Source organism: Vibrio sp. 811 (assembly GCF_033339195.1).
Window position 1 is genome coordinate 14,444 of record NZ_JAWOUB010000005.1, and the last position, 26,241, is coordinate 40,684.

Here is a 26,241-nt window from a genome sequence, read left to right on the forward strand (position 1 = left end):
GATGTTCGTCGGTAAAAACGTTTGCTTGTGAAATTAACTGTTAGTTTGTTTTAACTTTTTTGGTTTTAAATGTTGTGTAATGTGAAATTATTGTGCTTCATGTGTTATTTTCTCATTGAGTGGTAAGACCAATTAGGGGACTAAAGTGCTTTCCCTACTTGAAAAATGGTTAAAACCGCAAACCAAACACTAAAAAATCTCGTGTAACCCGGTTTTTCAGAGGAAAAGGTTAAAAAACGCGCTTATTTACAAAATAGGGGTTGAGATTTTGCTGTGAAAAATTAACTATGGGGTAGGTTTTTTAATACATGGAGAGTTAATACGATGAGAGTTGGTTTAGTTGGTTGGCGCGGTATGGTTGGTTCAGTCCTTATGCAGCGTATGGTTGAAGAGAAAGACTTCGACCTAATCGAACCAGTATTCTACAGTACTTCTCAAGTTGGTATTCCTGCTCCTAACTTAGGAAAAGACGCAGGCTTACTGCAAGACGCGTATGATATTGAAAGCTTAAAACAGCTTGATGCGGTAATCACCTGTCAAGGTGGTAGCTACACAGAAAAAGTTTTCCCTGCACTTCGTCAGGCTGGTTGGAAAGGCTACTGGATTGATGCGGCCTCTACGCTACGTATGGCTGAAGATTCGATCATCACACTTGATCCAGTGAACTTAAAGCAAATCCAACAAGGCATCCACGGTGGCACGAACACATTTGTCGGTGGTAACTGTACGGTTAGTTTAATGCTAATGGGGCTAGGTGGTCTATTTGAGAAAGGCCTTGTTGAGTGGACAAGCGCAATGACTTACCAAGCCGCATCTGGTGCCGGTGCGCAAAATATGCGTGAATTGATCTCGCAAATGGGCGTTATCAATGACTCTGTGAGCTCTGAACTTGCAAACCCATCAAGCTCTATCCTAGATATTGATAAGAAAGTCGCGGATACAATGCGCAGCGGCTCTTTCCCTACTGATAAATTCGGTGTGCCACTAGCTGGTTCGTTGATCCCATGGATCGATGTGAAGCGCGATAATGGTCAGAGTAAAGAAGAGTGGAAAGCGGGCGCTGAGGCGAATAAAATTTTGGGTTCTCAAAGTTCACCTGTTCCAATTGACGGTACTTGTGTGCGTATTGGCGCGATGCGTTGTCACTCTCAAGCACTTACTATCAAGCTTAAACAAAATGTACCAATGGACGAAATCGAAGAAATCATCGCCACTCATAACGATTGGGTGAAAGTGATTCCTAACGACCGTGACATCACTGCTCAAGAGCTAACGCCGGCAAAAGTTACGGGCACAATGTCTGTACCAGTGGGTCGTTTACGTAAGATGGCAATGGGTGATGATTTCCTAAATGCTTTCACTGTTGGTGACCAACTGCTTTGGGGTGCTGCGGAGCCATTGCGTCGTACTCTGAGAATTATTCTGTCTGAGAAAGCATAATCACATCAATCCTTTATTTGATGACAAAGTAAAAGAGCTCCGTAGGGAGCTCTTTTTTCATGCGTCGTCTTCCGTTCGAACGACTCTTTTGTCTGGATCGGCCAGTTCACTACCACAATGTTTACAGTAAATTGCGTCAGAGTCGTGCCCTGCGTGGGAGCAGTTTGGGCATTTCACCAATACTTTGTGCGATTGCATCTCTTGGTGCAGTTCGGCAGTGAAAATACCTGTAGGTACCGCCAAAATGGAATAACCCAGTAACATGGTGAGTGATGCAAGCCCTTTACCTAGGTCTGTTTGAGGGACCAAGTCACCATACCCAACCGTTGTGATGGTCACGATCGCCCAATAAATACTCTTAGGAATGCTAGTAAATCCGTTTTCAGGTCCTTCAATGATAAAAATCAACGAGCCGAAAATCGTTACCATAATGGCGACGGAACTAAAGAAGATAAAAATCTTTCTGCGCGCCATAAGCAGTGAACGTAAGAGGATATTGGACTCTTGGAGGTATCGGACTAACTTGAGTATGCGGAATATTCGCATCACTCGCAGCGCCCTGATCACACCCATAAACGAAGCGGATGGGAAGAAGAGTGCTAAATAGGTGGGCAAAATCGCAAGTAAATCGACGACACCATAAAAACTCTTTGCGTAGGCGGCAGGTTTAGGAGAGCAATAAAGCCTTAGAAGGTATTCAATCGTGAATAGGCCAGTAAATGTGTATTCAATAAACTTCAGCTCTTTTTCCCACTCGGCCCGAACGGAGGGTATCGAATCTAACACCAGTACGATTAACGAACTGATGATCGCGATAATGAGAGCAATATCGAACGTTTTACCAGCTTTGGTATGAGTACCAAAAATGGTGACATATAGAGTATGTTTAAGAGAGTCAGTCGTCATGACAAAGCGATCCATTGTTGAATCGCTCTATCATACAATTTTATAGAAACTCAGGCTAATCCTGGAAATAAGTTGCGTAAGCCATTCGCAATGAACTCTATGCCAAGCGCGCCCAATATCAAACCCATGATACGAGTAATGACGTTGATTCCAGTTTGACCTAAAAATCGTACGATCAATGGGGCAGAGCGGAACAATAGCCATGAACAAAGGCAGAACAAACCAATCGTAATACTAATGCCCACGGTATCGAACATGCTTGGGTAGCGTGCACCATAAACAATAGTCGAACTGATTGCACCAGGACCTGCCATTAAAGGCATTGCAAGAGGGACCACACCAATCTGTTCACGACTGACGTATTCCGTTTTCTCTTGTTTGTTCTGCTTATCTTCCCCCAGTTTACCGCTCATCATCGAGAATGCGATGCTAAGTAATAGCAACCCGCCAGCGACACGAAACGAATCCAGAGAAATACTGAACATGTCTAACAGTAACTGACCAGCAAAAAGCGAAATGATCAGGATGATCGCAACAGCCACATTTGCTGTTGTTGCCGTATTGCGCTTTTCGTCTGGTGTCATATGCCCGGTTAGTGACACAAACACAGGCATGATACCAACAGGGTTTACTGCGGCGACCAAACCGAGAAAAAACTGCAAGAAGATAGCAAGTTCAAAAGTTTGCATGTTGCGTACTCATCAAAGTTCACATTAGTGAAAAGGAGAAGGGGTAATTTGGGCGTAATGTAAGGCAAAAGTTAGGTTGTAAGAAATGAAAAAAACTAACGCATTCCCTGCCATTTAAGTGAGAAAAACTAATTCTTTAATAAACTGTATCTAATCTGGAAAGGAAATGTTACGTATAAAGTTGCTGATAAATTGCACTGTTTTACATAAACGTTAACATTCGCACATTTTTGATAAAAACCAAGGTGGTTTGTAGAGAGATGTATTCGGTTCGATATACTCTCAGTAGCACAAAGAATTGGGCCTACATGTAATTTTGTTGGTCAAAAATGAAACTTTTTTACAGGTTGTTGTAGTTTCTTTTATTTATTTGTCCATTTGCTTCTTTTTTACTCAATAAAAAATGAAAGTTAATTTATTTGTTTATCAGTGATTTATGTCATTTTGGTGTGATGAGGCACCACTTTGGTAGTATTTAGGTGGTGAGAACTGATCCAAGTCAATTTTTTTCACACTCTGAAATATTATACTCAGTCCTGAAAGCAATTTACTAAGACGTTTGTTTTCTAAGTGACTGATAAACAGTAAAAACGATAAGTAATAGCCTTAGTAAAAAGTTTTTAATATTTGTTAATTTTAGGAGATTCCCTATGCCTGTAACTAATATGGCTGAACTAGATGCAATGGTTGCTCGCGTTAAGAAAGCGCAAGAAGAGTTCGCTACTTACTCTCAAGAGCAAGTAGATAAAATCTTTCGTGCAGCATCGCTTGCAGCTAACCAGGCCCGTATCCCGCTAGCTCAACAAGCGGTAGAAGAATCTGGTATGGGTATTGTTGAAGATAAAGTAATCAAGAACCACTTTGCTTCTGAGTTTATCTACAACAAATACAAAGACGAACAAACGTGTGGCATCTTAGAAGAGGATGACAACCTAGGTACTATGACTATCGCTGAGCCTGTAGGCATCATCTGCGGTATCGTACCAACGACTAACCCAACTTCTACAGCGATCTTCAAATCTCTAATCTCTTTGAAGACTCGTAACGGTATCATCTTCTCACCACACCCACGTGCGAAAAACTCAACTAACGATGCAGCTAAACTCGTTCTAGATGCAGCAGTAGCAGCAGGCGCACCAAAAGATATCATCGGTTGGATCGACCAGCCTTCTGTTGAGCTTTCAAACGCTCTAATGAAACACGATGACATCGCTCTTATCCTTGCAACTGGTGGTCCAGGCATGGTTAAAGCCGCTTACTCTTCTGGTAAGCCAGCAATCGGTGTAGGTGCAGGTAACGTTCCTGTTGTTATCGATGAAACAGCAGACATCAAACGTGCTGTTGCTTCTATCCTTATGTCTAAGACTTTCGACAACGGTGTAGTATGTGCTTCTGAGCAGGCTGCAATCGTAGTTGACGAAGTATACGACGAAGTGAAAGAGCGTTTTGCTTCTCACAAAGCGTATGTCCTAAGCAAAGCAGAAGCTGATAAAGTTCGTAAAGTTCTTCTTATCGATGGCGCGCTAAACGCGAAAATCGTAGGTCAGCCAGCAGCAGCAATCGCTGAAATGGCAGGCGTTAAAGTTCCAGCAGACACTAAAGTTCTTGTTGGTGAAGGTCTGGGTAAAGTATCTCACGATGACGCATTCGCTCACGAGAAACTATCTCCAACTCTAGGTCTATTCCGTGCTGACAACTTCGAAGACGCGGTTGCTCAAGCGGTAACTATGGTTGAGATTGGTGGTATCGGCCACACATCTGGTCTTTACACTAACCAAGATACTAACGCTGATCGTATCCGTTACTTCGGTGACAAGATGAAGACAGCTCGTATCCTAATCAACATCCCGACTACTCACGGTGGTATCGGTGACTTGTACAACTTCAACGTTGCGCCATCTCTAACGCTAGGTTGTGGTTCTTGGGGTGGTAACTCTATCTCTGAGAACGTAGGTCCTAAACACCTAATCAACAAGAAAACTGTAGCGAAGCGAGCTGAAAACATGTTGTGGCATAAACTACCTAAGTCAATCTACTTCCGTCGTGGTAGCCTTCCAATCGCGCTTGGCGACCTAGAAGGTAAGAAACGTGCATTCCTAGTAACTGACCGTTTCCTATTCAACAACGGTTACGCAGATGACGTAGTAAGCCTACTGAAAGCTCAAGGCATGGAAGTTCAAACATTCTTCGATGTTGAAGCTGACCCAACACTGTCTGTAGTAGAAAAAGGTGCGGCTCAAATGGCTAGCTACCAACCTGACGTTATCCTAGCGCTAGGCGGTGGTTCACCAATGGATGCAGCGAAAATCATGTGGGTAATGTACGAACACCCAGAAACTCACTTTGAAGAACTAGCAATGCGCTTTATGGACATCCGTAAACGTATCTACAAGTTCCCTAAAATGGGTAAAAAAGCTGAGCTTGTATGTATCACTACAACTTCAGGTACTGGCTCAGAAGTTACTCCATTCGCGGTTGTTACTGACGACAAGACTGGTGCGAAATACCCACTAGCTGACTACGAAATCACGCCAAACATGGCAATCGTTGATGCGAACCTAGTAATGAACATGCCTAAGTCTCTAACAGCATTTGGTGGTTACGATGCAGTAACTCACGCTCTAGAAGCTTACGTATCAGTTCTTGCTAACGAATACTCAGATGGCCAAGCTCTTCAAGCACTTAAGATGCTAAAAGAGTACCTACCATCAAGCTATGCGAACGGTGCAAATGACCCAATCGCTCGTGAGAAAGTACACAACGCAGCTACTATCGCTGGTGTTGCATTTGCGAACGCATTCCTAGGTGTTTGTCACTCAATGGCTCACAAACTGGGTGCTGAGTTCCACTTGCCACACGGCCTAGCTAACGCACTACTTATCTCTAACGTGGTACGTTACAACGCGAACGACAATCCAACTAAACAAACTGCGTTCTCTCAATACGACCGTCCACAAGCACGTCGTCGTTACGCTGAAGTTGCTGACCACCTAGGCCTAAGCCAAGAAGGTGACCGTACTGCTCAGAAGATTGAACGTCTACTAGCATGGTTGGATGAACTAAAAGTTAACCTAGACATCCCAATGTCTATCCAAGCGGCAGGTGTTGCTGAATCAGATTTCGTAGCGAAACTGGATGAGCTAGCGGTAGAAGCGTTCGATGACCAATGTACTGGTGCGAACCCACGTTACCCTCTAATCAGCGAACTTAAAGATGTGTTGATGGCTTCTTACTACGGTAAAGCATTTGTTGAAGGCGAAACTTTCGAAGGTACAACTGTTATCAAGAAGAAAGCAGACCAAGAAGCAGCAAAAGCAGCACCTAAAGCAAAGAAAGAAAAAGCTGACGCGTAATTAAAAAATCGAGTGAGCAAGGTTTTCGCTAGCACGGAACCTTAATCGGGAAAAGGTTAAAGCCCCAGTCAAATGACTGGGGCTTTTTTTATTTTGGTGCAGGAGTTACATCTGGCTTGGGAAAACAGAGTTGCTGTGTATGCTTACACTTCGGTCGCAACTACTCGGCCACTGAAGTATTCATTCGCGACGATGTATGCTGTGTTGCGGACTAGTTCGTCTTGGATCTCAGCCCAGTGCCTCTCGTTGAGCTCTTCTTTTGTATGATTTACCGAGGGAATAACGCCGCCCACTCGAATGTTGAATGGTGTGAGTTCTTTTGCCCAGCTGTGCGTAAAACCTGACACCAACGCCGCCATGCTTTCAACTCCCGTAAAGTCTTCATGGTTGTCATGAGAAATGACGTTAACAATGACGCCTTTCTTGTTTCTGGCTCGAAAGCGCTCTGCTCCTACTTGGCCGTAGGTATAAAGGAAGCGTGCCGCAGACGACAAGTGATCAATGTAAGTACTCATTGGTTCTGGCGCCATTAAGCCAGGCATAGGGGAGCTGGTCCAGCAATTAACAATCACATCTGGTGTCGCACGTAGCTGTGATTCTATCTGGTCAAACAATAAGTTAATGGACGTTGTGTTATCACTACACACATTCATCGCATACACTTTGTCAGTGAAAGCGCTGATTTGCTCATAGCTCGCTCTCAAAGCGCTAGAATTTTGGTCACAAAGAATCAACGTTGCTCCAAGATGAGCAAAGTGATTTGCACAGGTTCTTCCTATAACCGAACCTGCAGACGTGACGAGAATAATTGATTCTTTGATATCCATAGCACCTTCACTGTATCCATATGTGAAAAACAATACACCAGTGGTTTGTGCTAATAGCATGGTTGAAATTCGTTGGGTTCAGTGTGAAAGGCTTCAAACTAACGCTTTCGAGTGAGGACTATTGTGCGGTAATTTGTAAGACGTCACATTTCTGACGTGTAGGTATTGCAAGCTATTGGATAAAAAGCGGATCTCTATGCTTTAGCTTGAATTTGATGCTGACGTTGAGCCGTCACTAGCTGATTATATAGCCCAGCATCTGGGATCAGTTGTTTGTTGCGTTCGCCCAATCTGCGTCGCTCATGACCAGATAGGTTGTGATAAACCTCCTCTGGTAGGTTGAATGTGTCTTCAGGCAGGTAAGTCAGCGCATCTGGTTTTAGGTAATGGCTCAGCTTTGCGGAAGGCAATCCTGCATCGTGAAACTGTTTCGCTTGTTCAGCTGCGAGTTCATAGCTGCTGCTATCAGAACGAAGAGCTTGAGGTTGCGATAAACCCAATTGTTGGCGAAGAATACTGTCACTGGTGATGACTTCCTGGACCTCTTCAACTGGGACCACATCGCGAACATCATTAGAGAACATAGACAGAATCAGCGAGAAATCCGCACGACGACCTTCGTGTACGGCATGGTTAATACCATTACCGAACTGAAGTTCGTTGATAATTGCAGCTTTGTCTAACGTATGAATTTGCATGATGTTCCTCGCTCGATGCTCTTTTAACGGCGTGGATAAGAAGAACTTTAGTAAAAGAGGGAATTATTTAAAGGTGCTAGGGAAGGCGAAACAAAAAAGCCCGCTAAATAGCGAGCTTTTGAATAAGACTAAATTGAACTTAGGGGGAAGTATATTACTTCGCTAGGTTCTCAGCTACGAAGTCCCAGTTTACTAGAGCCCAGAAGCCGTTCATGTAATCAGGACGTACGTTGCGGTAATCGATGTAGTACGCGTGTTCCCATAGGTCAACAGTTAGAAGTGGTGTTGTACCTTCTTCTGTTAGAGGAGTAGCAGCGTTAGAAGTGTTAACGATCTCTAGAGAGCCGTCAGCTTTCTTAACAAGCCAAGTCCATGAAGAACCGAAGTTGTTGATTGCTGAATCAGTAAACTTCGCTTTGAATTCTTCAAAAGAACCGAATGCTGCGTTGATAGCGTCTGCAACTGTGCCAGTTGGCTCGCCGCCCGCATTTGGAGCAAGACAGTGCCAGTAGAACGTGTGGTTCCAGATTTGCGCTGCGTTGTTGAATACGCCACCAGTAGAAGTCTTGATGATCTCTTCTAGAGTTTTGCCTTCGAACTCAGTACCAGGGATAAGACCGTTAAGCTTAACAACGTAAGTGTTGTGGTGCTTACCGTGGTGGTAGTCTAGAGTCTCTGCTGAGATGTGTGGTTCTAGTGCGTCTTTCGCGTAAGGAAGAGCTGGTAGTTCAAATGCCATTACTCGATTCTCCATTGATTTGAAAGGATGACCTTTCGATTGCTTCCAGTGTTTTTTTATAGCTATGTCGCCTTTAAGGCTGACTTGCTAAGTATTTTAGCAAGTTTTTACTTTATTAAAACCCCGATATGAAAATATTTTAAGAGGTTAGCAGTGGTGAAGTGCTGCATTGCTCGCCAATGAGCAACCTAAAATTAAGCCTTATTAATTATATGGTTTTTATTCTGTCGTTATTGAGTAGAATGTGGCAAATAAATAAAGTTCAAACCCATGAATGAGGAAGCGATGGAAACTATCGACAAAATCAAACAGCAGATCTCTGAAAACTCAATCCTGCTGTACATGAAAGGATCACCGAAACTACCTAGCTGTGGTTTCTCTTCTCAAGCGTCACAGGCACTAATGGCATGTGGTGAGAAGTTCGCTTACGTAGACATTCTGCAAAACCCAGATATCCGTGCTGAGTTACCAAAGTACGCGCAATGGCCAACTTTCCCTCAACTATGGGTTGAAGGTGAGCTTATCGGCGGTTGTGACATTATTCTAGAAATGTTCCAAAAAGGTGAACTGCAGCCTCTAATCAAAGAAGCAGCAGCGCGCGCTGAAGATCAAGCTGAGTAATTCGTAAATACTCACATTTAGCGATAGAATACGAAGGAGCCGTACTGGCTCCTTTTTCTTTTTAGGTTAGTGGAATGAACATAAAGCTTTGTTCTGACTGCCTATCTCGTAAACCTCGCGAAGCCATGTAAATTCCGCCTAGTGTATACAAAAACTTCAAAATGCATTTTAATGCATTTTGGCGCGTAATTACGATGTATGCCGCCATCTATTTCGTAAAGTCGTTTTCAAACATCATTGCTTACAGGTCTTGACAAGGGAGTTGCTACAAATGGTATTTGGTTAAGGAATTACACTAAAGGCAATTTAAGTCCCCCAGAATTTTGAGGCCAACTTATTTCGGTACAAAATGCACTCGAAGAGTAAGCCCCATCATAAATCGGCATTGGACGCTAAAAATCAAGTTTTGGAAGGATTATGACAGTTTACAAGATAATAGATAATTTAAGAGAATTTCAAACGATCTGCTCTGGTCCCGATGAAATCGCTAGCCAGTTAGGTGACTTCGACTATTTTGAGAGGATCTTGTTACAGGCAATTAAAAATCAATCTCTGCAAGATATTTGGAAGCCTGTGGAGGTAAAGTTTCAAGATGTATTTAAGCACAATTCTCTATTGCCTGATATTAGTTTGTGGGCGCGAACATATCTTGTTTTATCTCCGAGGGCATATGAAATATTGAATGATTATCTAACTGAACACGGAGAGTTTTTACCTGCTAACTACCAAGGTGGGCAATGGTATTTATATGCATCACTGACTTTTGGACAAGAAAACAAGAGAAAGTGCGTAGAAAAAATTGCATATGGGAGCCGAGATGAATTAGATACCCTTGTTTTTATTGACGATGATGTTAAAGACAAAATGGTTTTCAAGTCTCGGCTAGAAGGAGCAGGCACCTTGTACTGTACAGATAAGTTTAAGGCTTTGTGTGAACAAAATCAGCTCAATGGCATCATGTTTTCTTCTAATTTGACAGACCCATTTAATTAGTGATTTTTATTAATATGAAAATACTATTTCTCTGATACTGGGGTTTGGAAGCACTGTAATGGTCGACGAGAAAATTAGCTTTCTCCTCTAAAACGCAGCTTTTTTAGGCCTGTTTCCTTCATGAAGAATGATTTGAAAAGTAACTTACCCATAGGTAGCACCTGGTAGTAAAACATGAGGAGTTGATAGATTAATGACGGTTTATAAAATTTTCGACTGTCACAATGAATATAAAATCGTGAGCACTACGCCTAGTTCTGTAGCTAGGCAGTTAGGTGACATTGATTTAATAGAAAAAATCGTTGTGCAGCCATTAGAAAACTTTTCTTTCAAAAGTATATGGGGTGAAGTAGATATTGAGTTTGAAGATGTTCTCAAGAAAGACTCATTACTTCCTGATATCAGTTTATGGTTACGGGTTTTCTTAGTGCTTTCCCCTAAAGCTTATGCATCTTTAAAAGAGCCATTGAGCAAAGTAGGCGAGTTCTTATCGATTCGTTATAAAGGAGAGGAATGGTACCTGTATACACCGTTGGAGTTTGGGCAAGAAGATGAAGATAAGTGCGTCCAAAAAATTGAATATGGCAGCTTAGCAGGTGTAGAGGTGTTAGTATTTAATGAAAGCGACGTTGCAGAAAAGGTTGTTTTCAAGTCAAAGATGCTAGGAGCGAGCTTTCTGTATTGTACTGAACATTTTAAGAGTTTGTGCGAACAAAATGAGCTAGGTGGGCTAGAGTTCTCAGCTGACAGACTTGTTTATCTAACCTAAGATCTACAATGAAACTTAACACGCCTCGTATAGACTGGCTTTAGAGCGAATTATTAAGATAAAGCAGTTTTTCAACTTATGAGACTGTATAATTACTCTGAGATTTTGAAATGATTTTAAAGGTTTAATTATTAAAGTGGATATAAAGCTTTACTACGTGCATGACCCAATGTGCAGTTGGTGTTGGGGTTACAAACCAACGCTGGATAAACTAAAACAGCAACTGCCAGGTGTGATTCAGTTTGAGTATGTGGTTGGTGGTCTTGCGCCAGATACTAATTTACCGATGCCGCCCGAGATGCAACAAAAACTCGAAGGTATTTGGAAGCAGATTGAGCGCCAGTTAGGCACTAAGTTTAACTACGATTTCTGGAAGCTTTGTACGCCAGTTAGAAGCACTTACCAATCTTGTCGTGCGGTTATTGCAGCCGGCTTTCAAGACTCTTATGAGCAGATGCTAGAAGCGGTTCAGCATGCGTATTACTTACGTGCGATGCCTCCTCATGAAGAAGCCACTCACTTGCAACTAGCGAGAGAAATTGGCTTGAATGTTCAGCAATTCAAGAATGACATGGATGGCTCTTTCTTAGAAGGTGTGTTCGAAGATCAATTGAGCCTTGCAAAGAGCCTAGGTGTGAGCTCTTACCCTAGCTTGGTTCTTAAAATTAACGACGCTTATTTTCCGATTGCCATCGATTACCTGTCGACAGAACCAACCTTGAAGCTGATTCGTGAGCGTATTATTGACAATATGCCAGCGCAATAACCACAGTTATGAATAACAAAAAGCCGCTCATTGAGCGGCTTTTTCGTAACTAATGTATATCCATCCAAACAATAGTATTAAAGCACCATTGCTGCAATCCAACCAAAGATGATTAGAGGGATATTGTAATGGATAAAGGTTGGAACGACTGTTTCCCAAATGTGCTCATGTTGACCGTCGGCATTTAGACCAGATGTAGGGCCTAATGTAGAGTCAGAAGCTGGAGAGCCTGCATCACCTAACGCCGCCGCAGTACCTACCAGTGCAATCGTTGCCATCGGCGAGAAGCCAAATGCTAGCGCAAGAGGCACATAGATAGTTGCAAGAATTGGAATCGTAGAGAACGATGAACCAATGCCCATTGTTACCAACAGACCAACGATCAGCATCAGTAGTGCAGCTAAAGGCTTATTGTCACCGATGCTGGTTGATAGCGATTGTACTAGTGTTTCAACACCGCCAGTTTGCTTCATTACTGCTGCAAAACCTGCCGCTGCAATCATGATGAAGCCAATCATTGCCATCATGTGTACACCTTTAGTGAACACGTCGTGCGTCTCTTTCCATGCAATAACGCCGCCGAAAGTAAACACCATAAAGCCAGCTAGAGCACCGATAATCATTGAACCCGTGTAAAGCTGAACACCCAATGCAGCGACAATACCAAGTGCCGCAACCAAGATGTGCTTTTTATTGATGACATGATCGGTTTCGTCAACGACAGTCAACTCAGTTTCTTTGTAGACACGCGGTTTACGATAGCTAACAAAGATAGCCAGTAATAGACCAAACAGCATACCTGCACCAGGCAGTAACATGGCGGTTGGGACTTGGCTTGCAACCACATTCTCCAAACCGTTGTCATGTAGGTTCTTTAACAGAATGTTGTTTAAGAAAATACCGCCGAAACCAACAGGCAAGATCATGTAAGGTGTGATCAAACCGAAGGTAAGAACACACGCGACCAAACGTCGATCGAGCTTAAGTTTCGCAAATACGCCCAAAAGAGGTGGAATCAAAATTGGAATAAAGGCGATATGGACCGGAATTACGTTCTGAGATGACATAGTGACAAGAACGAGCGCGACTAACACCGCGTACTTTAACCCGGTAGTTGACGCCGAGTTTTCTTTACCATTTAAGCGCTTGATAACACTTTTGGCCAGTAGATCCGTGATGCCTGATTTCGAGATGGCAACAGCGAAAGTACCTAACATGGCGTAGCTTAGCGCAATAGTTGCACCGCCACCTAGACCACTTTCAAATGCGGCAACCGTATCCCCAAGGCTCATGCCTGCGACTAGGCCGCCTACGATGGCACTAAACGTGAGGGCAACCACCACGTTTACGCGCATCAATGCTAACACGAGCATGACACACACTGATATAACGACAGGATTCATACTTTTCCTAATATGTTGTGTTTACTTATTATTCTTCGTCGACAAGCGGCCAACCGCCGAGGGCCTTCCATTTGTTGACAATACCGCAGAATAATTCTGCTGTTTTTTGTGTATCGTAAAGCGCAGAGTGTGCTTCACGGTTATCAAATTCCATCCCGGCTGTTTTGCATGCTTTAGCGAGAACTGTTTGGCCATAAGCAAGGCCACTTAATGTAGCCGTATCAAAAGTAGCAAAGGGATGAAAAGGGACTCTTTTTAGTTTACAGCGTTCATTTGCTGCATTTACAAAACCCAAGTCGAATGCTGCGTTATGAGCAACCATAATTGCACGTGAGCAATCTGCGGCTTTTTGTTCTTTGCGAATAAGCTTATAAATTTCCTTTAGCGCCTCTTGCTCAGAAACAGCACCACGAAGAGGGCTGAAAGGGTCACGAATACCATTGAATTCAAGCGCTTCTTTTTCTAAGTTAGCGCCTTCAAATGGTTCCACATGAAAATGAATGGTGGAGGCCGGATGCAACACGCCATGTTCGTCCATTTTCAACGTAACGGCACAGATTTCTAAAAGTGCATCAGTTTGAGCATTGAAACCAGCGGTCTCAACGTCTACTACCACAGGGAAATAACCACGAAAGCGTTTTTTCAAGGTTAGAGCTTCATTTTCTAGTGTCATGTTGGCTTATTTTTGTGTGACGAAGGCTGCATTATTGCAGATTATACCGATGAGAAAAACCGCAATTTAAGAGAAAACCGGAATTCTATTTTGCATCCAATCAATAAGTTTGTATTGCATATTATGTAGACGTTTATTCGCCATACTTTGCATCATGTAAACCGATAAAACATGAGGAAGTAAAACGCTAAGTGGCGGTTAAGGTGATTGTAACACGGTGGCTCACATTAATGGCAGTGTGACAGATAACCCTATATTGGCGAGATTTTTGCATGCTGGTTGAAGTGGTTTTATTGATGCAAATTGACGGCAACAGACTGCCGTTTAAGAGACAGTATTAGATGAAGAAATGGCTGATTACCAGTGGTGTTGTATTTTCGTTGTTTAGCACAAGCAGCTTCGCTTTGATGGGCAAACGTTATGCTGCAACTCCACAGCAATCTCAATGGGAAATGGTGGTCAATACACCATTAGAATGTCAGCTTGTACACCCCATTCCAAGCTTTGGAGATGCGGTATTTTCATCTCGTGCAAATAAAAAAATCAATTTAGACTTTGAGTTAAAAATGCGTCGCCCGATGGGAGAAACACGTAACGTCAGTCTCATTTCTATGCCGCCACCTTGGCGACCAGGTGAACACGCCGATCGAATTACAAACCTAAAGTTTTTTAAACAGTTTGATGGTTATGTCGGAGGGCAAACAGCATGGGGCATTTTGTCTGAGCTGGAAAAAGGCCGTTATCCGACTTTTAGTTACCAAGATTGGCAGAGCCGAGATCAGAGAATTGAAGTCGCATTGTCATCAGTACTGTTTCAAAACAAGTACAACGCGTTTAGCGACTGTATTTCCAACTTATTGAAATACCGTTTCGAGGACATTGCTTTTACGATTTTGCACTACGAAAGACAAGGTGATCAGTTAACCAAGGCTTCTAAAAAGCGTTTATCACAAATTGCAGATTATATCCGACATAATCAAGATATCGATCTCGTGCTGGTGGCGACGTACACAGATTCAACCGATGGTAAAAGTGCGAGTCAAAGTTTATCAGAGCGACGTGCAGAGTCACTTCGTGATTATTTTCAGTCTCTAGGGCTACCGGAAGATCGAATTCAAGTGCAAGGGTACGGCAAGCGTCGTCCTATTGCAGATAACGGTTCGCCAATAGGAAAAGACAAAAACCGCCGAGTCGTGATATCTCTAGGGCGAACCCAAGTGTGATGCTTATAAAAACGCCGAAGCTGAAAGCTTCGGCGTTTTTGATTTACTGACGTTGTTAATAATATTTTAGTGGTATTTTGCCAAGCACCTTTCGGTGATTCCTACTGTATAATTTGAATGTTAGTTTAAGCGGAATTTGGCAATGACTTCGCAATTGGTTGCGGTATCTATTTTTTCAACCTGTTTGGCAATAGCCGGATTAGGGTGACGCTTCATAAAGTCTATCAACGCCTTAGTACAGCATCCTATCGAGTCGATAAAGCTTGCACACTCTTTATTTGGGCATTGTGGGATAAGTGTTAAGACTTTCTCAGAGGCCAGTTGAAGGTATTTGAGTTCATAGTCAGTATCTCCAGCCCAACGCCAGAACTGAGCTAAGTTATGACAAGAAATCACAGAAATTAATAATCGCTCGTCCGCCTCAATTTCCACACATTCGCTGATATCTTCACTCAGGCTTAGGGCTTGCTGGTAATGAAGAATGCTGCGAACAGGGTCATCTAGTTGAAGTGCCGTATCGGCTAGAAGTGTGTGTTTTTCCCATTCACTGATCATTATCGTAATCCCGCATATCGAAGTTGCGTACAAATCTAAACGATAACTATTATCAAGTAAAGAGTTTTGTTTATAAAAGGACAGGCAGATCGCAGACCTGCCTGTAATCGGAGTTCAACTTGCAGTACAAGTGATTATTAGAAGTGCCGCTTAGCCTTCAAGACCTGCTGAAGCTTGCTTGTTTTGAATAAGCTCAATCATATAACCATCTGGGTCTTTTACGAATGCAATGTGCGTGCTTCCGCCTTTTACTGGACCTGGCTCACGCGTCACATTACCGCCCGCCGCTTTGATAGCGTCGCAAGTTGTGTAGATATCATCAACACCAATGGCGATATGACCAAAAGCAGTACCTAGGTCATACTCAGTTTTACCCCAGTTGTAAGTCAGTTCGATCACTGCACCTTGGGATTCGTCACCATAACCAAGAAACGCTAGCGTGTATTCGTACTCTTTATTTTCGTTAGTACGAAGCAGCTGCATGCCCATAACTTCAGTGTAAAACTTGATGGATTTGTCTAGATCACCTACGCGAAGCATAGTGTGGAGAATTCGACCGTTTGACATTTTTTGCTCCTAGCTTTGATTTACAAATAGCGTTAGCTATCTGGGTATACTTTCTCTTTATATTCGCACAAATCTTCGATAATGCAGCTACCGCAGCGAGGCTTTCTTGCTACGCACGTATAACGACCATGAAGAATGAGCCAGTGGTGCACATCGAGTTTGAACTCTTTTGGCACAACTTTTAATAGCTTCTGCTCGACATCATCAACCGTTTTTCCCATCGCAAATTTAGTGCGATTCGACACGCGATAAATGTGCGTATCGACGGCAATAGTTGGCCAACCAAAAGCGGTGTTGAGCACGACGTTTGCGGTCTTGCGACCTACGCCTGGCAGCGCTTCTAACGCTGCACGATCTTCAGGAACTTCACCATTGTGTTTTTCCAACAAGATCTTACAAGTCTTGATTGTGTTTTCTGCCTTTGAGTTAAACAAACCGATTGTCTTTATGTATTCTTTTAAGCCATCGACTCCCAAATCAAGAATGCTTTGAGGTGTATTCGCTACAGGGAAAAGCTTGTCGGTGGCTTTATTGACGCTTACATCGGTTGCTTGAGCTGATAGTAATACAGCGATTAGCAGCTCAAAAGGGGAGCTCCAGTTAAGCTCAGTTTGAGGATTCGGATTGTTTTCTCGTAATCGCTCAAGAATTTCGATTCTTTTTATTTTGTTCATTGCTGACTTCCAATACCGTCTCTGCGGTTTATGAAAAAGGCTCCTATGACAGAGCCTTATCTTGTTATGCGTTAGTGACGCGAGCACGTTCTATGGTTGGTTTTTCTTCTTTTGGTTGACGTGCCTGAATTGAATTATCTATGACATTTTTGAGCGCTATCAACAGCCCAACACCGATAAATGCACCAGGTGGGAGAAGCGCTAACAGGAAGCTATTGTCAAATTGGAAAACTTGAATCCGTAGAGCTGAAGCCCAGTCTCCTAGGAGAAGGTCTGCTCCGTCGAATAGTGTGCCATTACCAATTAATTCGCGCATGGCACCTAAAACAACCAAGACGCTCGTCATACCAAGGCCCATCCACAAACCATCTAGCGCAGCGGGTGCAACATCATTTTTTGACGCGTAAGCTTCTGCTCGGCCAATAATAATGCAGTTCGTTACAATCAGAGGAATAAAGATACCTAGAGACAGGTACAAACCGTACGCATAGGCATTCATTAACAACTGAACGCAGGTAACGAGTGAGGCAATGATCATAACGAATACAGGTATACGGATCTCTTTTGGCACATAGTTACGGATAAGAGAAACTGTTACGTTGGATCCAACTAGCACGAGTAAGGTTGCAATACCAAGACCTAATGCATTGGTTATCGTGGAAGAAACCGCTAGCAGTGGACATAAGCCCAGCAGTTGTACGAGAGCGGGGTTATTACTCCACATACCGTTTTTCATCAGTAATTTATTCTCATTCATTACTGCTCTCCTTCACAGCCTAACGGCTGGCTAAGAATGTCTTCACGAGATTGGTTTACGTAGTTAACGGTATTTCGCACCACTTTTACGACGGCTCTTGGCGTGATCGTTGCACCAGTAAATTGATCGAAATCGCCGCCATCTTTACGAACTTTCCAAGAATTCCAATTGTTTTCCGTGACTTGTTTTCCTGTAAAGCTCAGGATCCAGTCGGTGACACGAAGATCGATTTTATCGCCCAGACCAGGGGTTTCTTGGTGGTTTAGGACGCGTGTCCCCAAAATATTGCCCTGATTATCAATCCCAGTAATCACTTTTATCTCACCATTGTAGCCATCTGGCGCGATAGATTCTATTGCGATTGCTGTTGGTTCACCATTCTTCGTGGCGAGGTAGGCTGGCATCGCACGTAATGTCCCCAGATCTGGAGACGTGACCATTGTACAAGCTTGCGTGAGTGCGTTGTCATGCATGTTTTCTGGAATGACTTGATTCAAAACAGAAAGTAATTGTTTTTGCTCTTGTACCTTGATTTGGTCTTTTGTTAGGTACTGAGTAAGGGCGACTAATCCGGTTGTTGCACATGCAAATATCGCGAGTGTCAGACCATTTTTTCTAATAGCGGTTAACATGTTTACCTCAGTGACCGTAAGTTCTAGGTTTGGTGTAGTAATCGATCAGTGGCACACACATATTTGCAAGCAACACTGCAAATGCAACACCATCTGGGAAACCGCCCCAACTGCGAATGATAAAAACCAAAGCACCAATAAGCGCACCGAAGATTAAACGTCCTTTGACGGTGGTAGACGCCGAAACGGGATCGGTTGCAATAAAGAATGCGCCAAGCATGGTTGCACCAGATAACAAGTGTAAAATTGGCGACGCAGTTTCCCCTGGCGTCAGCAACGTGAACACTAGGCTAAACAGAGTCAGACTCGCAAGGAAACCTGCTGGAATATACCATTGGATGATACGCTTTTTGATCATGACTATGCCGCCAAGAAGGTAAGCAAGGTTTACCCATTGCCAACCAATACCACCTAAGCCATCAAATATCGGCTGCGACATTACTTCGCTTGGAGTGGCACCTGTAAGAATGCCAGTCTTAAATGCATCAAGTGGTGTCGCCATTGTCACACCGTCAACACCTGAGCGAACTTGCTGAAGTGATAAGCCGTCGTAATCATAGCCCGTAAAAATTAAAGAGAGTGTATCTGCAAAATTTACATGATCAGGTATGAGTGATGTCGGTGCACTCCAACTCGTCATTTGTACTGGGAAAGAGATCAACAAGACCACATAAGCGACCATTGCAGGGTTGAATAAGTTTTGTCCAAGGCCACCATAGAGGTGTTTAGCGATTACTATCGCAAAAATAAGCCCGATCACCATAATCCACCACGGAGACCATGGTGGTATAGCAACGGCTAACAACCAAGCGGTAACTATTGCACTGTTATCACGTAGCGCTCTCATTGGTGAGCGTTTACGACAGATCATGACTAAGGCTTCAAGGGATACAGCGACTGCAATGGCAAAAATCAGCTGAATCAGCGTACCCCAGCCAAAGAAGTAGGTTTGAGCTACTAAACCTGGAAGTGCGCAAAGTGCCACCCATTTCATTAAGTCTGGCGTATTACGACGACTGTGGGTATGCGGTGAACTGGCAATAAAAAACGACACTACTCGTTCTCCTCAGTATTATTTTTATTAGCTTCTTGTTGCGCTTTGCGTGCCTTCGCGCGCGCAATTGCTGCGGCAACCGCGGCTTTCTTCGGATCCACTTCTGGTTCTTCGGAGGTTGCTTCTTCAACAGGCTCTGTTTGCGTTTCTTGCTTCGCTTTGCGCGCTTTGGCTCGAGCGATGGCAGCTGCCACGGCGGCTTTTTTCGGATCTTCGGTTTGCTCGGCAGGTGCTTCAGCTTCTTCCGCTTCAGTTGAGTCTGCTTGTTTCGCTTTACGAGCCTTCGCGCGCGCAATTGCTGCGGCAACCGCGGCTTTCTTCGGATCCACTTCTGGTTCTTCAGAAGTTGCTTCTTCAACAGGCTCAGTTTGCGTTTCTTGCTTCGCTTTACGTGCTTTGGCACGTGCAATGGCAGCTGCCACGGCGGCTTTTTTCGGATCTTCGGTTTGCTCGGCAGGTGCTTCAGCTTCTTCCGCTTCAGCTGAGTCTGCTTGCTTCGCTTTGCGCGCTTTGGCACGTGCAATGGCAGCGGCAACTGCGGCTTTTTTCGGATCGTCGGTTTGCTCGGCAGGTGCGTCAGCTTCTTCCGCTTCAGTTGAGTCTGCTTGCTTCACTTTTCGCGCTTTGGCACGTGCAATCGCAGCAGCCACGGCGGCTTTTTTCGGATCGTCGGTTTGCTCAGTAGGTGCTTCAGCTTCTTCCGCTTCAGTTGAGTCTGCTTGCTTCGCTTTACGTGCTTTGGCACGTGCAATCGCAGCAGCCACGGCGGCTTTTTTCGGATCTTCGGTTTGCTCGGCAGGTGCGTCAGCTTCTTCCGCTTCGGTTGAGTCTGCTTGCTTAGCTTTGCGCGCTTTGGCTCGAGCAATTGCAGCGGCAACTGCGGCTTTTTTCGGATCGTCGGTTTGCTCAGCAGGTGCGTCAGCTTCTTCCGCTTCAGTTGAGTCTGCTTGCTTCGCTTTACGTGCTTTGGCACGTGCAATGGCAGCAGCAACCGCGGCTTTCTTCGGATCGCTGTCTTGCTGTGCAGACGTTTCCGATTCTACAGATTCAGTTGAATCTTCTTGTTGTGCTTTTTTCGCTTTAGCTCGGGCGATGGCGGCCGCAACTGCCGACTTTTTATCATCAGCGTTATTGTCTGGCGTTTCGCCTTGTTCTTTTTGCGCTTTCCGTTCGCGAGCAAGACGTTTGCGCTCTTCGCGCAGTTTTGCCATTTCTGAGTTATCAGGTTCACTAGAGCCTGCTTTAGCTGCTGCCGCTTGTTTCGCCTTCGCTTTGGCAATGGCTGCCGCTACGGCTGGTTTTACTGCTGGCTCTGTTTTTTCTGTGGTTTCTGTCTTTTGAGCTTTCACTCGTGCGATTGCTGCTGCTATCGCATCATCGCCGCCAGAAGACTTCATCTCTTTACGGCGCTGATCGGCAGCTTTCTTGAAGCGATTTTCACGTTCTGCTTTTTCGCGTTCCATACGCGCTTTTTTCTCTTCAAAACGCAGTTTTGCTCGCTCTGCAGCTTCCGCTTCTTGTGTTCTAGTTCTAATTTCTGCTTTCGCTTGGCGGTAGTACTGTACGAGCGGAATTTCACTTGGACATACAAACGCACAAGCGCCGCACTCGATACAATCCTTTAAGTTTAATTCTTCGAGTTTGTCATACTCTTCAGCTTTTGCATGCCATTGCAGTTGTTGAGGCAGCAGCGAAGCAGGGCACGCTTCTGCACATTGGCTACAGCGAATACATTCCATCTCATACTGGTGCGGAGAGATCTCACGACGAGTCGGAGCAAGGATACAGTTTGCTGTCTTGGTAATCGGCACTTGGGAGTGAGGAAGGGTAAAGCCCATCATTGGCCCACCCATAATTAAACGCTGTAACTTCTTATCTGCTTTATAGCCAAACTCATCCAACAGTGCTTGTACTGGTGTCCCTAACAATGCCCAAACGTTGCGTGGTTGTTTGAAGGTTTTACCAGTGAGAGTCACGATGCGCTTTATCATCGGTTCACCGTCGATGACTGCGCGTTTTATAGCGTAAAGAGAACCAACATTCTGAACCAAAATACCAATATCGGCTGGAATCGCGCCACTTGGTACTTCTTTATTGGTTAAAATTTTGATCAGCTGTTTTTCACCGCCAGAAGGGTATTTAGTCGGGATAACGCGAATAACGATATCTTTGTTTATAGCCGCAGCTTCTAGCGCTTTGATTGCTTCTGGCTTGTTGTCTTCAATGCCAATAATCGTGAGCTTTGGTGTCAGGATATGTTCGACAATTTCGATACCTTGAATAAGCTCTTCGGCATGTTCTTGCATGAGCTTGTCATCAGACGTGATGTATGGCTCGCACTCTGCTGCATTAACGATAAGAATCTCGGTACGAGCAAAACCTGATTGGATTTTTTTTGCAGTAGGGAAGCCTGCGCCACCCATACCAGAAATACCAGCGAGACGAATAATATCAATCAGTGCGTCAGGGGTTTCTTGTTGGTAATCTGCGACGGGGTTTCTTTCACACCATGCATCTTTCCCATCAGGCGTGATGACTGCGCACAACTCACTTAACCCAGAAGGGTGCGCGACAGTTCGTGGCTCAATCGCGGTGAGCGTACCTGATGTTGGAGCATGCACTGGAACCGTAAAGCCGGTCTCCGATTGCGTTAATGGCTGACCTTTTAATACGTAGTCACCTTCGGCAACCAGTAGGTTACCCGCTTTACCAATGTGCTGTTTTAGCGGCAATACAATTTCTGACGGGATAGCCGCATGAGCGAGTTCAGTTTTGTTGGACTGCTTTTTATTTTCTGCCGGATGCACACCACCTGGGAAATCCCAAAGCGCGCCTGTACGAATTTGTTCAATCAAAGACAACATGTGAAACCTTACTTAATTGAATCTTTCACGTTCGCTGCATTGTCGGCAGCATCCGTAATGTTAAGTACCGGAATGGAGTGAAGTTGCCACTTCCAGCTTTCTGTGGTCGTTGCCACAGGAATCATTTCAATACAATCAGTCGGACATGGGGCAACACACAAGTCACAGCCCGTACATTCATCTTTGATTACGGTATGGACCGCCTTTGTTCCGCCTACAATTGCATCCACCGGACACGCCTGAATACACTTAGTGCAGCCAATACACATGTCTTCATGAATAAACGCAACGGTTGGAATTTTGCTGTCGAGATCGTGCGCAGATTCTTCTGGCTCAACACCCATTAAGTCGGCGAGCTTTTCGATTGTTGCCTGACCACCAGGGGGACATTTGTTTATGTGGTCGCCATTTGCAATTGCTTCAGCATAAGGGCGGCAACCAGGGTAGCCACATTGACCGCATTGAGTTTGCGGTAAAATGGCGTCGATTTGATCCACAATAGGGTCCGCTTCAACTTTAAAGCGAATAGAAGCAAAACCAAGTATCGCGCCGAAAATCGCAGCCAGAACCGCTAACGCGATAATCGCAATTAAAATCGTACTCATCGCTTACTTCACCAAACCTGTAAAGCCCATAAAGGCGAGTGACATTAAACCTGCTGTAATCATTGCTATTGATGCACCTTTAAAAGGTACAGGAACGTCGGCGGCGGCTATGCGCTCTCGCATGGATGCAAAAAGTATCAACACCAATGAGAAACCAACAGCGGCGCCGAAGCCGTAGATGATCGATTCAATAAAGTTATGGTTTTCATTAATGTTAAGAAGTGCCACGCCCAATACTGCGCAGTTTGTTGTGATCAGCGGTAAGAAAATGCCAAGCAAGCGATAAAGCGTCGGGCTGGTTTTGTGCACAACCATTTCGGTGAACTGCACCACAACGGCTATCACCAAAATAAAACTCATGGTTCGAAGGTACTCAATACCCAGTGGACGAAGGATGTAGCTTTCCACTAAATACGCACACACTGACGCGAGCGTTAGCACAAAAGTTGTCGCTAAGCCCATACCTATTGCTGTTTCCAGTTTTTTGGACACACCCATAAAAGGACATAGGCCCAAAAACTTCACCAGTACAAAGTTGTTCACCAGCACAGTGCCGACCAACAACAAAACATATTCGGTCATAGTTATTACGTTCTTAAAATCCGATCTTGATATTATCGTGTTTTGTGACACCAATAACAACCAGTGAACGATGTGGTTTTACATACACGATGGAAAAATAGTCGTCTAATTGATGTATTTTGATGAATCAATAAGAAATTGAATCGTTTGCTGAATGTATTGTTAGCGAAAGGATACTACCTATTAATTTTCATCTAATGTGTGATTTTAAAAAAAAGCCCGCCTCTCCCAGGTAGAAAAGAGAGGCGGGCAATGCATATTAACAAGCTAATTATTTAAACTTTCTGAGTGCTTGATAGACTGTGTTTATATCTTACTTGTGAAGGTACGAGTGATGACGTCTTGCTGTTGCTCTGTCGTTAGAGAGTTAAAACGTACCGCATAACCAGACACTCGAATCATCAACTGAGGGTATTTCTCTGGATGTTCAACCGCATCCAATAACATCTCTCGGTCCAGAACGTTGACGTTAAGGTGTTGACCACCTTCAATCGCAATGCCCTCGTTGCTTGCTTCGTGATGGAAGTAACCATCCATTAGCGCAGCTAGGTTCTTCTTCTGACTCAAGTCATCTTTACCCAATGCGTTAGGCACAATTGAGAAAGTGTAAGAAATACCATCTTTAGCGTAAGCGAACGGTAGTTTAGAAACCGATGCCAGAGACGCAACCGCCCCTTTTTCATCACGACCGTGCATTGGGTTTGCACCCGGTCCAAAAGGCATACCTGCGCGACGGCCATCTGGTGTATTACCCGTTTTTTTACCGTAAACCACGTTAGATGTGATTGTTAAAATCGATTGAGTTGGCACTGCTTCGCGGTAGGTGTGCATCTTCTGAATTTTCTTCATGAAGCGCTCAACTAGATCACAAGCGATGTCATCAACACGGGCATCGTTGTTACCAAATTTTGGATAATCACCTTCGATTTTAAAATCAACGGCGATGCCATCTTCATCACGAACGGGTTTCACGGTTGCGTATTTAATTGCTGCTAAAGAGTCTGCAACAACAGACAGACCTGCAATACCACACGCCATCGTGCGGTGCACGTCGCGATCCATCAATGCCATCAGTGACGCTTCGTAGCTGTAACGGTCATGTGAGTAATGGATGATGTTCAACGCTGTGACGTATTGCGTTGCTAACCATTCCAACATGTTGTCGAAACGAGGCATCAAAGCGTCAAAGTCGAGAATTTCATCTTGAACTTTGTCCACTACCGGACCCACTTGCGCTTTCGATTTTTCATCGATACCACCATTGATGGTGTAAAGCAGCGCTTTTGCAAGGTTGGCACGTGCACCAAAGAATTGCATGTGCTGACCAACAATTTGCGGGCTCACACAACATGCAATCGCGTAGTCGTCATTGTTGAAATCAGGACGCATTAGATCGTCGTTTTCGTATTGAACCGAAGAGGTATCAATCGACACTTTTGCAGCGTATTGCTTGAACGCTTCAGGTAATTGCTCTGACCAAAGAATCGTCATGTTTGGCTCAGGAGCAGGGCCCATAGTATGTAGTGTATGTAAGTACCGGAATGTCGTTTTAGATACTAGCGTACGGCCATCAACGCCCATACCAGCCATGGCTTCGGTTGCCCAGATTGGGTCGCCAGAGAACAATGAATCGTATTCTGGTGTGCGTAGGAAGCGAACCATGCGTAGCTTCATGATGAAGTGGTCAATCATTTCTTGCGCTTGTGATTCATCAATCAAACCGTTTGCGATATCGCGTTCTAGATAGACGTCTAGGAAAGTCGAAGTACGGCCCAGTGACATTGCTGCGCCGTTTTGCGATTTAACCGCCGCTAGGTAGCCAAAGTAGGTAAATTGGATCGCTTCTTGTGCTGTTTTTGCAGGTAGCGACATATCAATGCCGTATTTCAGACCCATTTGATGAATGTCTTCAAGCGCTTGAACTTGATCAGCTATTTCTTCGCGAAGACGAAGTGTTTTCTCAAGATCGTTGCCTTGTTCTAAGAACGTTTGTGTTGAGTTGTATTGTTCTTTTTTGTCTGCTTTTAAGAAGTCGATACCGTATAGGGCGAGACGGCGATAGTCACCAATGATACGACCACGGCCATAGGCATCAGGAAGACCCGTGATGATGCCTGATTTACGACAGGCTAGAATTTCTTTGGTGTAAAGGTCGAAACACGCTTTGTTGTGAGTTTTACGGTATTCAGTGAAGATCTTTTCAACCGTTGGATCCAATTCGCGGCCATAAACTTCGCACGAGTTTTTTACCATGCGAATCCCGCCATTGGCGATGATTGCACGTTTTAGCGGTTGATCAGTTTGTAAGCCAACGATCTTTTCCAGATCTTTGTTGATGTAGCCTGCATCGTGGGAAGTGATTGTTGAGGGCAAGTCTGTGTCAAAATCAATAGGGGCGTGTGTGCGGCTTTCTTGTTTTATGCCTTCAAGCACTTGGTTCCATAATGCTGAAGTGGATTTGCTAACCTCGGCTAAGAAAGACTCGTCTCCCTCATAGGGTGTATAGTTTTTTTGGATGAAGTCACGAGTGTTGACAGAGTTTTGCCATTCACCAGCAGTAAATCCAGCCCATGCATCTAGCATGTCAGTTGTCGGAATAGTCATAAGTAAATCCCTAAGTTATTGATAATTAGAATGGAGGCGACGAGTAGGACGGAACCATTCTTAACCCTTTTAATCGTATGGATTTATTTGGTATGAGTAAAATGAATGCTTTTCATTTTTTCAATGATTAAATTGCATTAATAATAGATTCAAATATTTACGATTGTGTTTTACTAGAAAAGAGACAGAATTAAATGTGTGGTGCTGTGAGAACACTATCTATGACAATGTTATGAGTTCTGTAATT

24 protein-coding genes are annotated in these 26,241 nt (G+C 44.1%); 7 read left to right on the forward strand and 17 right to left on the reverse strand.

Going from position 1 to position 26,241, the window contains the following annotated elements:
* Positions 1 to 324: 324 nt before the first annotated feature.
* Positions 325 to 1,440: an aspartate-semialdehyde dehydrogenase gene (gene asd, locus R7Q46_RS10085; protein ID WP_005380727.1), complete on the forward strand. Its 1,116-nt coding sequence runs from the start codon at positions 325 to 327 to the stop codon at positions 1,438 to 1,440.
* Positions 1,441 to 1,497: 57 nt separating this feature from the next.
* On the opposite strand, the gene R7Q46_RS10090 is transcribed toward asd, so the two are convergent.
* Together R7Q46_RS10090 and R7Q46_RS10095 are read right to left on the reverse strand one after the other, a co-directional pair.
* Positions 1,498 to 2,361 carry an ion transporter gene (locus R7Q46_RS10090; RefSeq protein ID WP_005380728.1) on the reverse strand — a complete coding sequence of 288 codons (864 nt, stop codon included), beginning with the start codon at positions 2,359 to 2,361 and terminating at the stop codon, positions 1,498 to 1,500.
* 35 nt (positions 2,362 to 2,396) lie between these two features.
* Entirely contained in the window at positions 2,397 to 3,035 is a 639-nt protein-coding gene (locus R7Q46_RS10095; protein ID WP_005380729.1) for a YchE family NAAT transporter, read from the reverse strand.
* A gap of 650 nt (positions 3,036 to 3,685) precedes the next feature.
* Between R7Q46_RS10095 and adhE the strand changes: the two genes are divergently transcribed.
* Positions 3,686 to 6,388, forward strand: coding sequence for a bifunctional acetaldehyde-CoA/alcohol dehydrogenase (gene adhE / locus R7Q46_RS10100; protein ID WP_005380731.1), 2,703 nt, complete (start codon positions 3,686 to 3,688; stop codon positions 6,386 to 6,388).
* 143 nt (positions 6,389 to 6,531) lie between these two features.
* Here the strand turns inward: adhE and R7Q46_RS10105 are convergent, their stop codons facing one another.
* The 3 genes from R7Q46_RS10105 to sodB all read right to left on the reverse strand — a co-directional run bounded on the left by R7Q46_RS10105 (position 6,532) and on the right by sodB (position 8,652).
* Positions 6,532 to 7,275: an SDR family oxidoreductase gene (locus R7Q46_RS10105; RefSeq protein WP_005380732.1), complete on the reverse strand. Its 744-nt coding sequence runs from the start codon at positions 7,273 to 7,275 to the stop codon at positions 6,532 to 6,534.
* A 134-nt stretch (positions 7,276 to 7,409) separates the two neighbouring features.
* Positions 7,410 to 7,913 (reverse strand): VC2046/SO_2500 family protein, encoded by a 504-nt coding sequence (locus R7Q46_RS10110; protein WP_033907342.1) that lies wholly within the window; start codon positions 7,911 to 7,913, stop codon positions 7,410 to 7,412.
* Between the two features lie 154 nt (positions 7,914 to 8,067).
* Positions 8,068 to 8,652, reverse strand: coding sequence for a superoxide dismutase [Fe] (gene sodB / locus R7Q46_RS10115; protein ID WP_167415367.1), 585 nt, complete (start codon positions 8,650 to 8,652; stop codon positions 8,068 to 8,070).
* A 285-nt stretch (positions 8,653 to 8,937) separates the two neighbouring features.
* Here sodB and R7Q46_RS10120 point away from each other — a divergent pair, with 285 nt between their 5' ends.
* From R7Q46_RS10120 to R7Q46_RS10135, 4 genes are all read left to right on the forward strand, one after another.
* On the forward strand, positions 8,938 to 9,273 hold the full coding sequence (locus tag R7Q46_RS10120) for a Grx4 family monothiol glutaredoxin (RefSeq protein WP_017635833.1): 336 nt from the start codon (positions 8,938 to 8,940) through the stop codon (positions 9,271 to 9,273).
* 417 nt (positions 9,274 to 9,690) lie between these two features.
* Complete coding sequence (locus R7Q46_RS10125; protein WP_065274721.1) at positions 9,691 to 10,266, forward strand: hypothetical protein; 576 nt, start codon at positions 9,691 to 9,693, stop codon at positions 10,264 to 10,266.
* Between the two features lie 193 nt (positions 10,267 to 10,459).
* Positions 10,460 to 11,035, forward strand: coding sequence for a hypothetical protein (locus R7Q46_RS10130; RefSeq protein WP_065274720.1), 576 nt, complete (start codon positions 10,460 to 10,462; stop codon positions 11,033 to 11,035).
* 136 nt (positions 11,036 to 11,171) lie between these two features.
* Entirely contained in the window at positions 11,172 to 11,801 is a 630-nt protein-coding gene (locus tag R7Q46_RS10135; RefSeq protein WP_137282276.1) for a DsbA family protein, read from the forward strand.
* 77 nt (positions 11,802 to 11,878) lie between these two features.
* Here R7Q46_RS10135 and R7Q46_RS10140 read toward each other — a convergent pair whose 3' ends face one another.
* Positions 11,879 to 13,204 (reverse strand): Na+/H+ antiporter family protein, encoded by a 1,326-nt coding sequence (locus R7Q46_RS10140; protein ID WP_017821192.1) that lies wholly within the window; start codon positions 13,202 to 13,204, stop codon positions 11,879 to 11,881.
* Between the two features lie 28 nt (positions 13,205 to 13,232).
* Positions 13,233 to 13,877 carry a ribonuclease T gene (rnt, locus tag R7Q46_RS10145; RefSeq protein WP_005384888.1) on the reverse strand — a complete coding sequence of 215 codons (645 nt, stop codon included), beginning with the start codon at positions 13,875 to 13,877 and terminating at the stop codon, positions 13,233 to 13,235.
* Positions 13,878 to 14,218: 341 nt separating this feature from the next.
* On the opposite strand from rnt, the gene motY reads away from it, so the two are divergent.
* The gene (gene motY / locus R7Q46_RS10150) at positions 14,219 to 15,100 is read left to right on the forward strand and encodes a flagellar protein MotY (RefSeq protein WP_318077483.1); all 882 of its coding nucleotides are present in this window, start codon (positions 14,219 to 14,221) and stop codon (positions 15,098 to 15,100) included.
* Between the two features lie 120 nt (positions 15,101 to 15,220).
* Here motY and R7Q46_RS10155 read toward each other — a convergent pair whose 3' ends face one another.
* The 10 genes from R7Q46_RS10155 to pflB all read right to left on the reverse strand — a co-directional run bounded on the left by R7Q46_RS10155 (position 15,221) and on the right by pflB (position 25,994).
* On the reverse strand, positions 15,221 to 15,655 hold the full coding sequence (locus R7Q46_RS10155; protein ID WP_005384886.1) for a DUF2753 domain-containing protein: 435 nt from the start codon (positions 15,653 to 15,655) through the stop codon (positions 15,221 to 15,223).
* A gap of 150 nt (positions 15,656 to 15,805) precedes the next feature.
* The gene (gene gloA / locus R7Q46_RS10160; RefSeq protein ID WP_005380739.1) at positions 15,806 to 16,222 is read right to left on the reverse strand and encodes a lactoylglutathione lyase; all 417 of its coding nucleotides are present in this window, start codon (positions 16,220 to 16,222) and stop codon (positions 15,806 to 15,808) included.
* Positions 16,223 to 16,254: 32 nt separating this feature from the next.
* Positions 16,255 to 16,896 (reverse strand): endonuclease III, encoded by a 642-nt coding sequence (gene nth, locus R7Q46_RS10165; RefSeq protein ID WP_005380743.1) that lies wholly within the window; start codon positions 16,894 to 16,896, stop codon positions 16,255 to 16,257.
* 64 nt (positions 16,897 to 16,960) lie between these two features.
* A complete protein-coding gene (locus tag R7Q46_RS10170; protein WP_005380745.1) occupies positions 16,961 to 17,653 on the reverse strand; it encodes an electron transport complex subunit E in 693 nt (230 codons plus the stop codon).
* On the reverse strand, positions 17,653 to 18,285 hold the full coding sequence (rsxG, locus tag R7Q46_RS10175; protein WP_005380747.1) for an electron transport complex subunit RsxG: 633 nt from the start codon (positions 18,283 to 18,285) through the stop codon (positions 17,653 to 17,655). The genes R7Q46_RS10170 and rsxG overlap by 1 nt, the downstream gene beginning before the upstream one ends.
* Positions 18,286 to 18,292: 7 nt before the next feature.
* Complete coding sequence (gene rsxD / locus R7Q46_RS10180) at positions 18,293 to 19,339, reverse strand: electron transport complex subunit RsxD (RefSeq protein ID WP_033907336.1); 1,047 nt, start codon at positions 19,337 to 19,339, stop codon at positions 18,293 to 18,295.
* The gene (gene rsxC, locus R7Q46_RS10185; protein WP_318077484.1) at positions 19,339 to 22,203 is read right to left on the reverse strand and encodes an electron transport complex subunit RsxC; all 2,865 of its coding nucleotides are present in this window, start codon (positions 22,201 to 22,203) and stop codon (positions 19,339 to 19,341) included. Before rsxC ends, rsxD begins: the two co-directional genes overlap by 1 nt.
* 8 nt (positions 22,204 to 22,211) lie before the next feature.
* Positions 22,212 to 22,808 (reverse strand): electron transport complex subunit RsxB, encoded by a 597-nt coding sequence (gene rsxB, locus R7Q46_RS10190; RefSeq protein ID WP_005380760.1) that lies wholly within the window; start codon positions 22,806 to 22,808, stop codon positions 22,212 to 22,214.
* A 3-nt stretch (positions 22,809 to 22,811) separates the two neighbouring features.
* Entirely contained in the window at positions 22,812 to 23,390 is a 579-nt protein-coding gene (rsxA, locus tag R7Q46_RS10195; protein ID WP_005380762.1) for an electron transport complex subunit RsxA, read from the reverse strand.
* A 306-nt stretch (positions 23,391 to 23,696) separates the two neighbouring features.
* Positions 23,697 to 25,994 carry a formate C-acetyltransferase gene (gene pflB, locus R7Q46_RS10200; RefSeq protein WP_318077485.1) on the reverse strand — a complete coding sequence of 766 codons (2,298 nt, stop codon included), beginning with the start codon at positions 25,992 to 25,994 and terminating at the stop codon, positions 23,697 to 23,699.
* Positions 25,995 to 26,241: the final 247 nt, after the last annotated feature.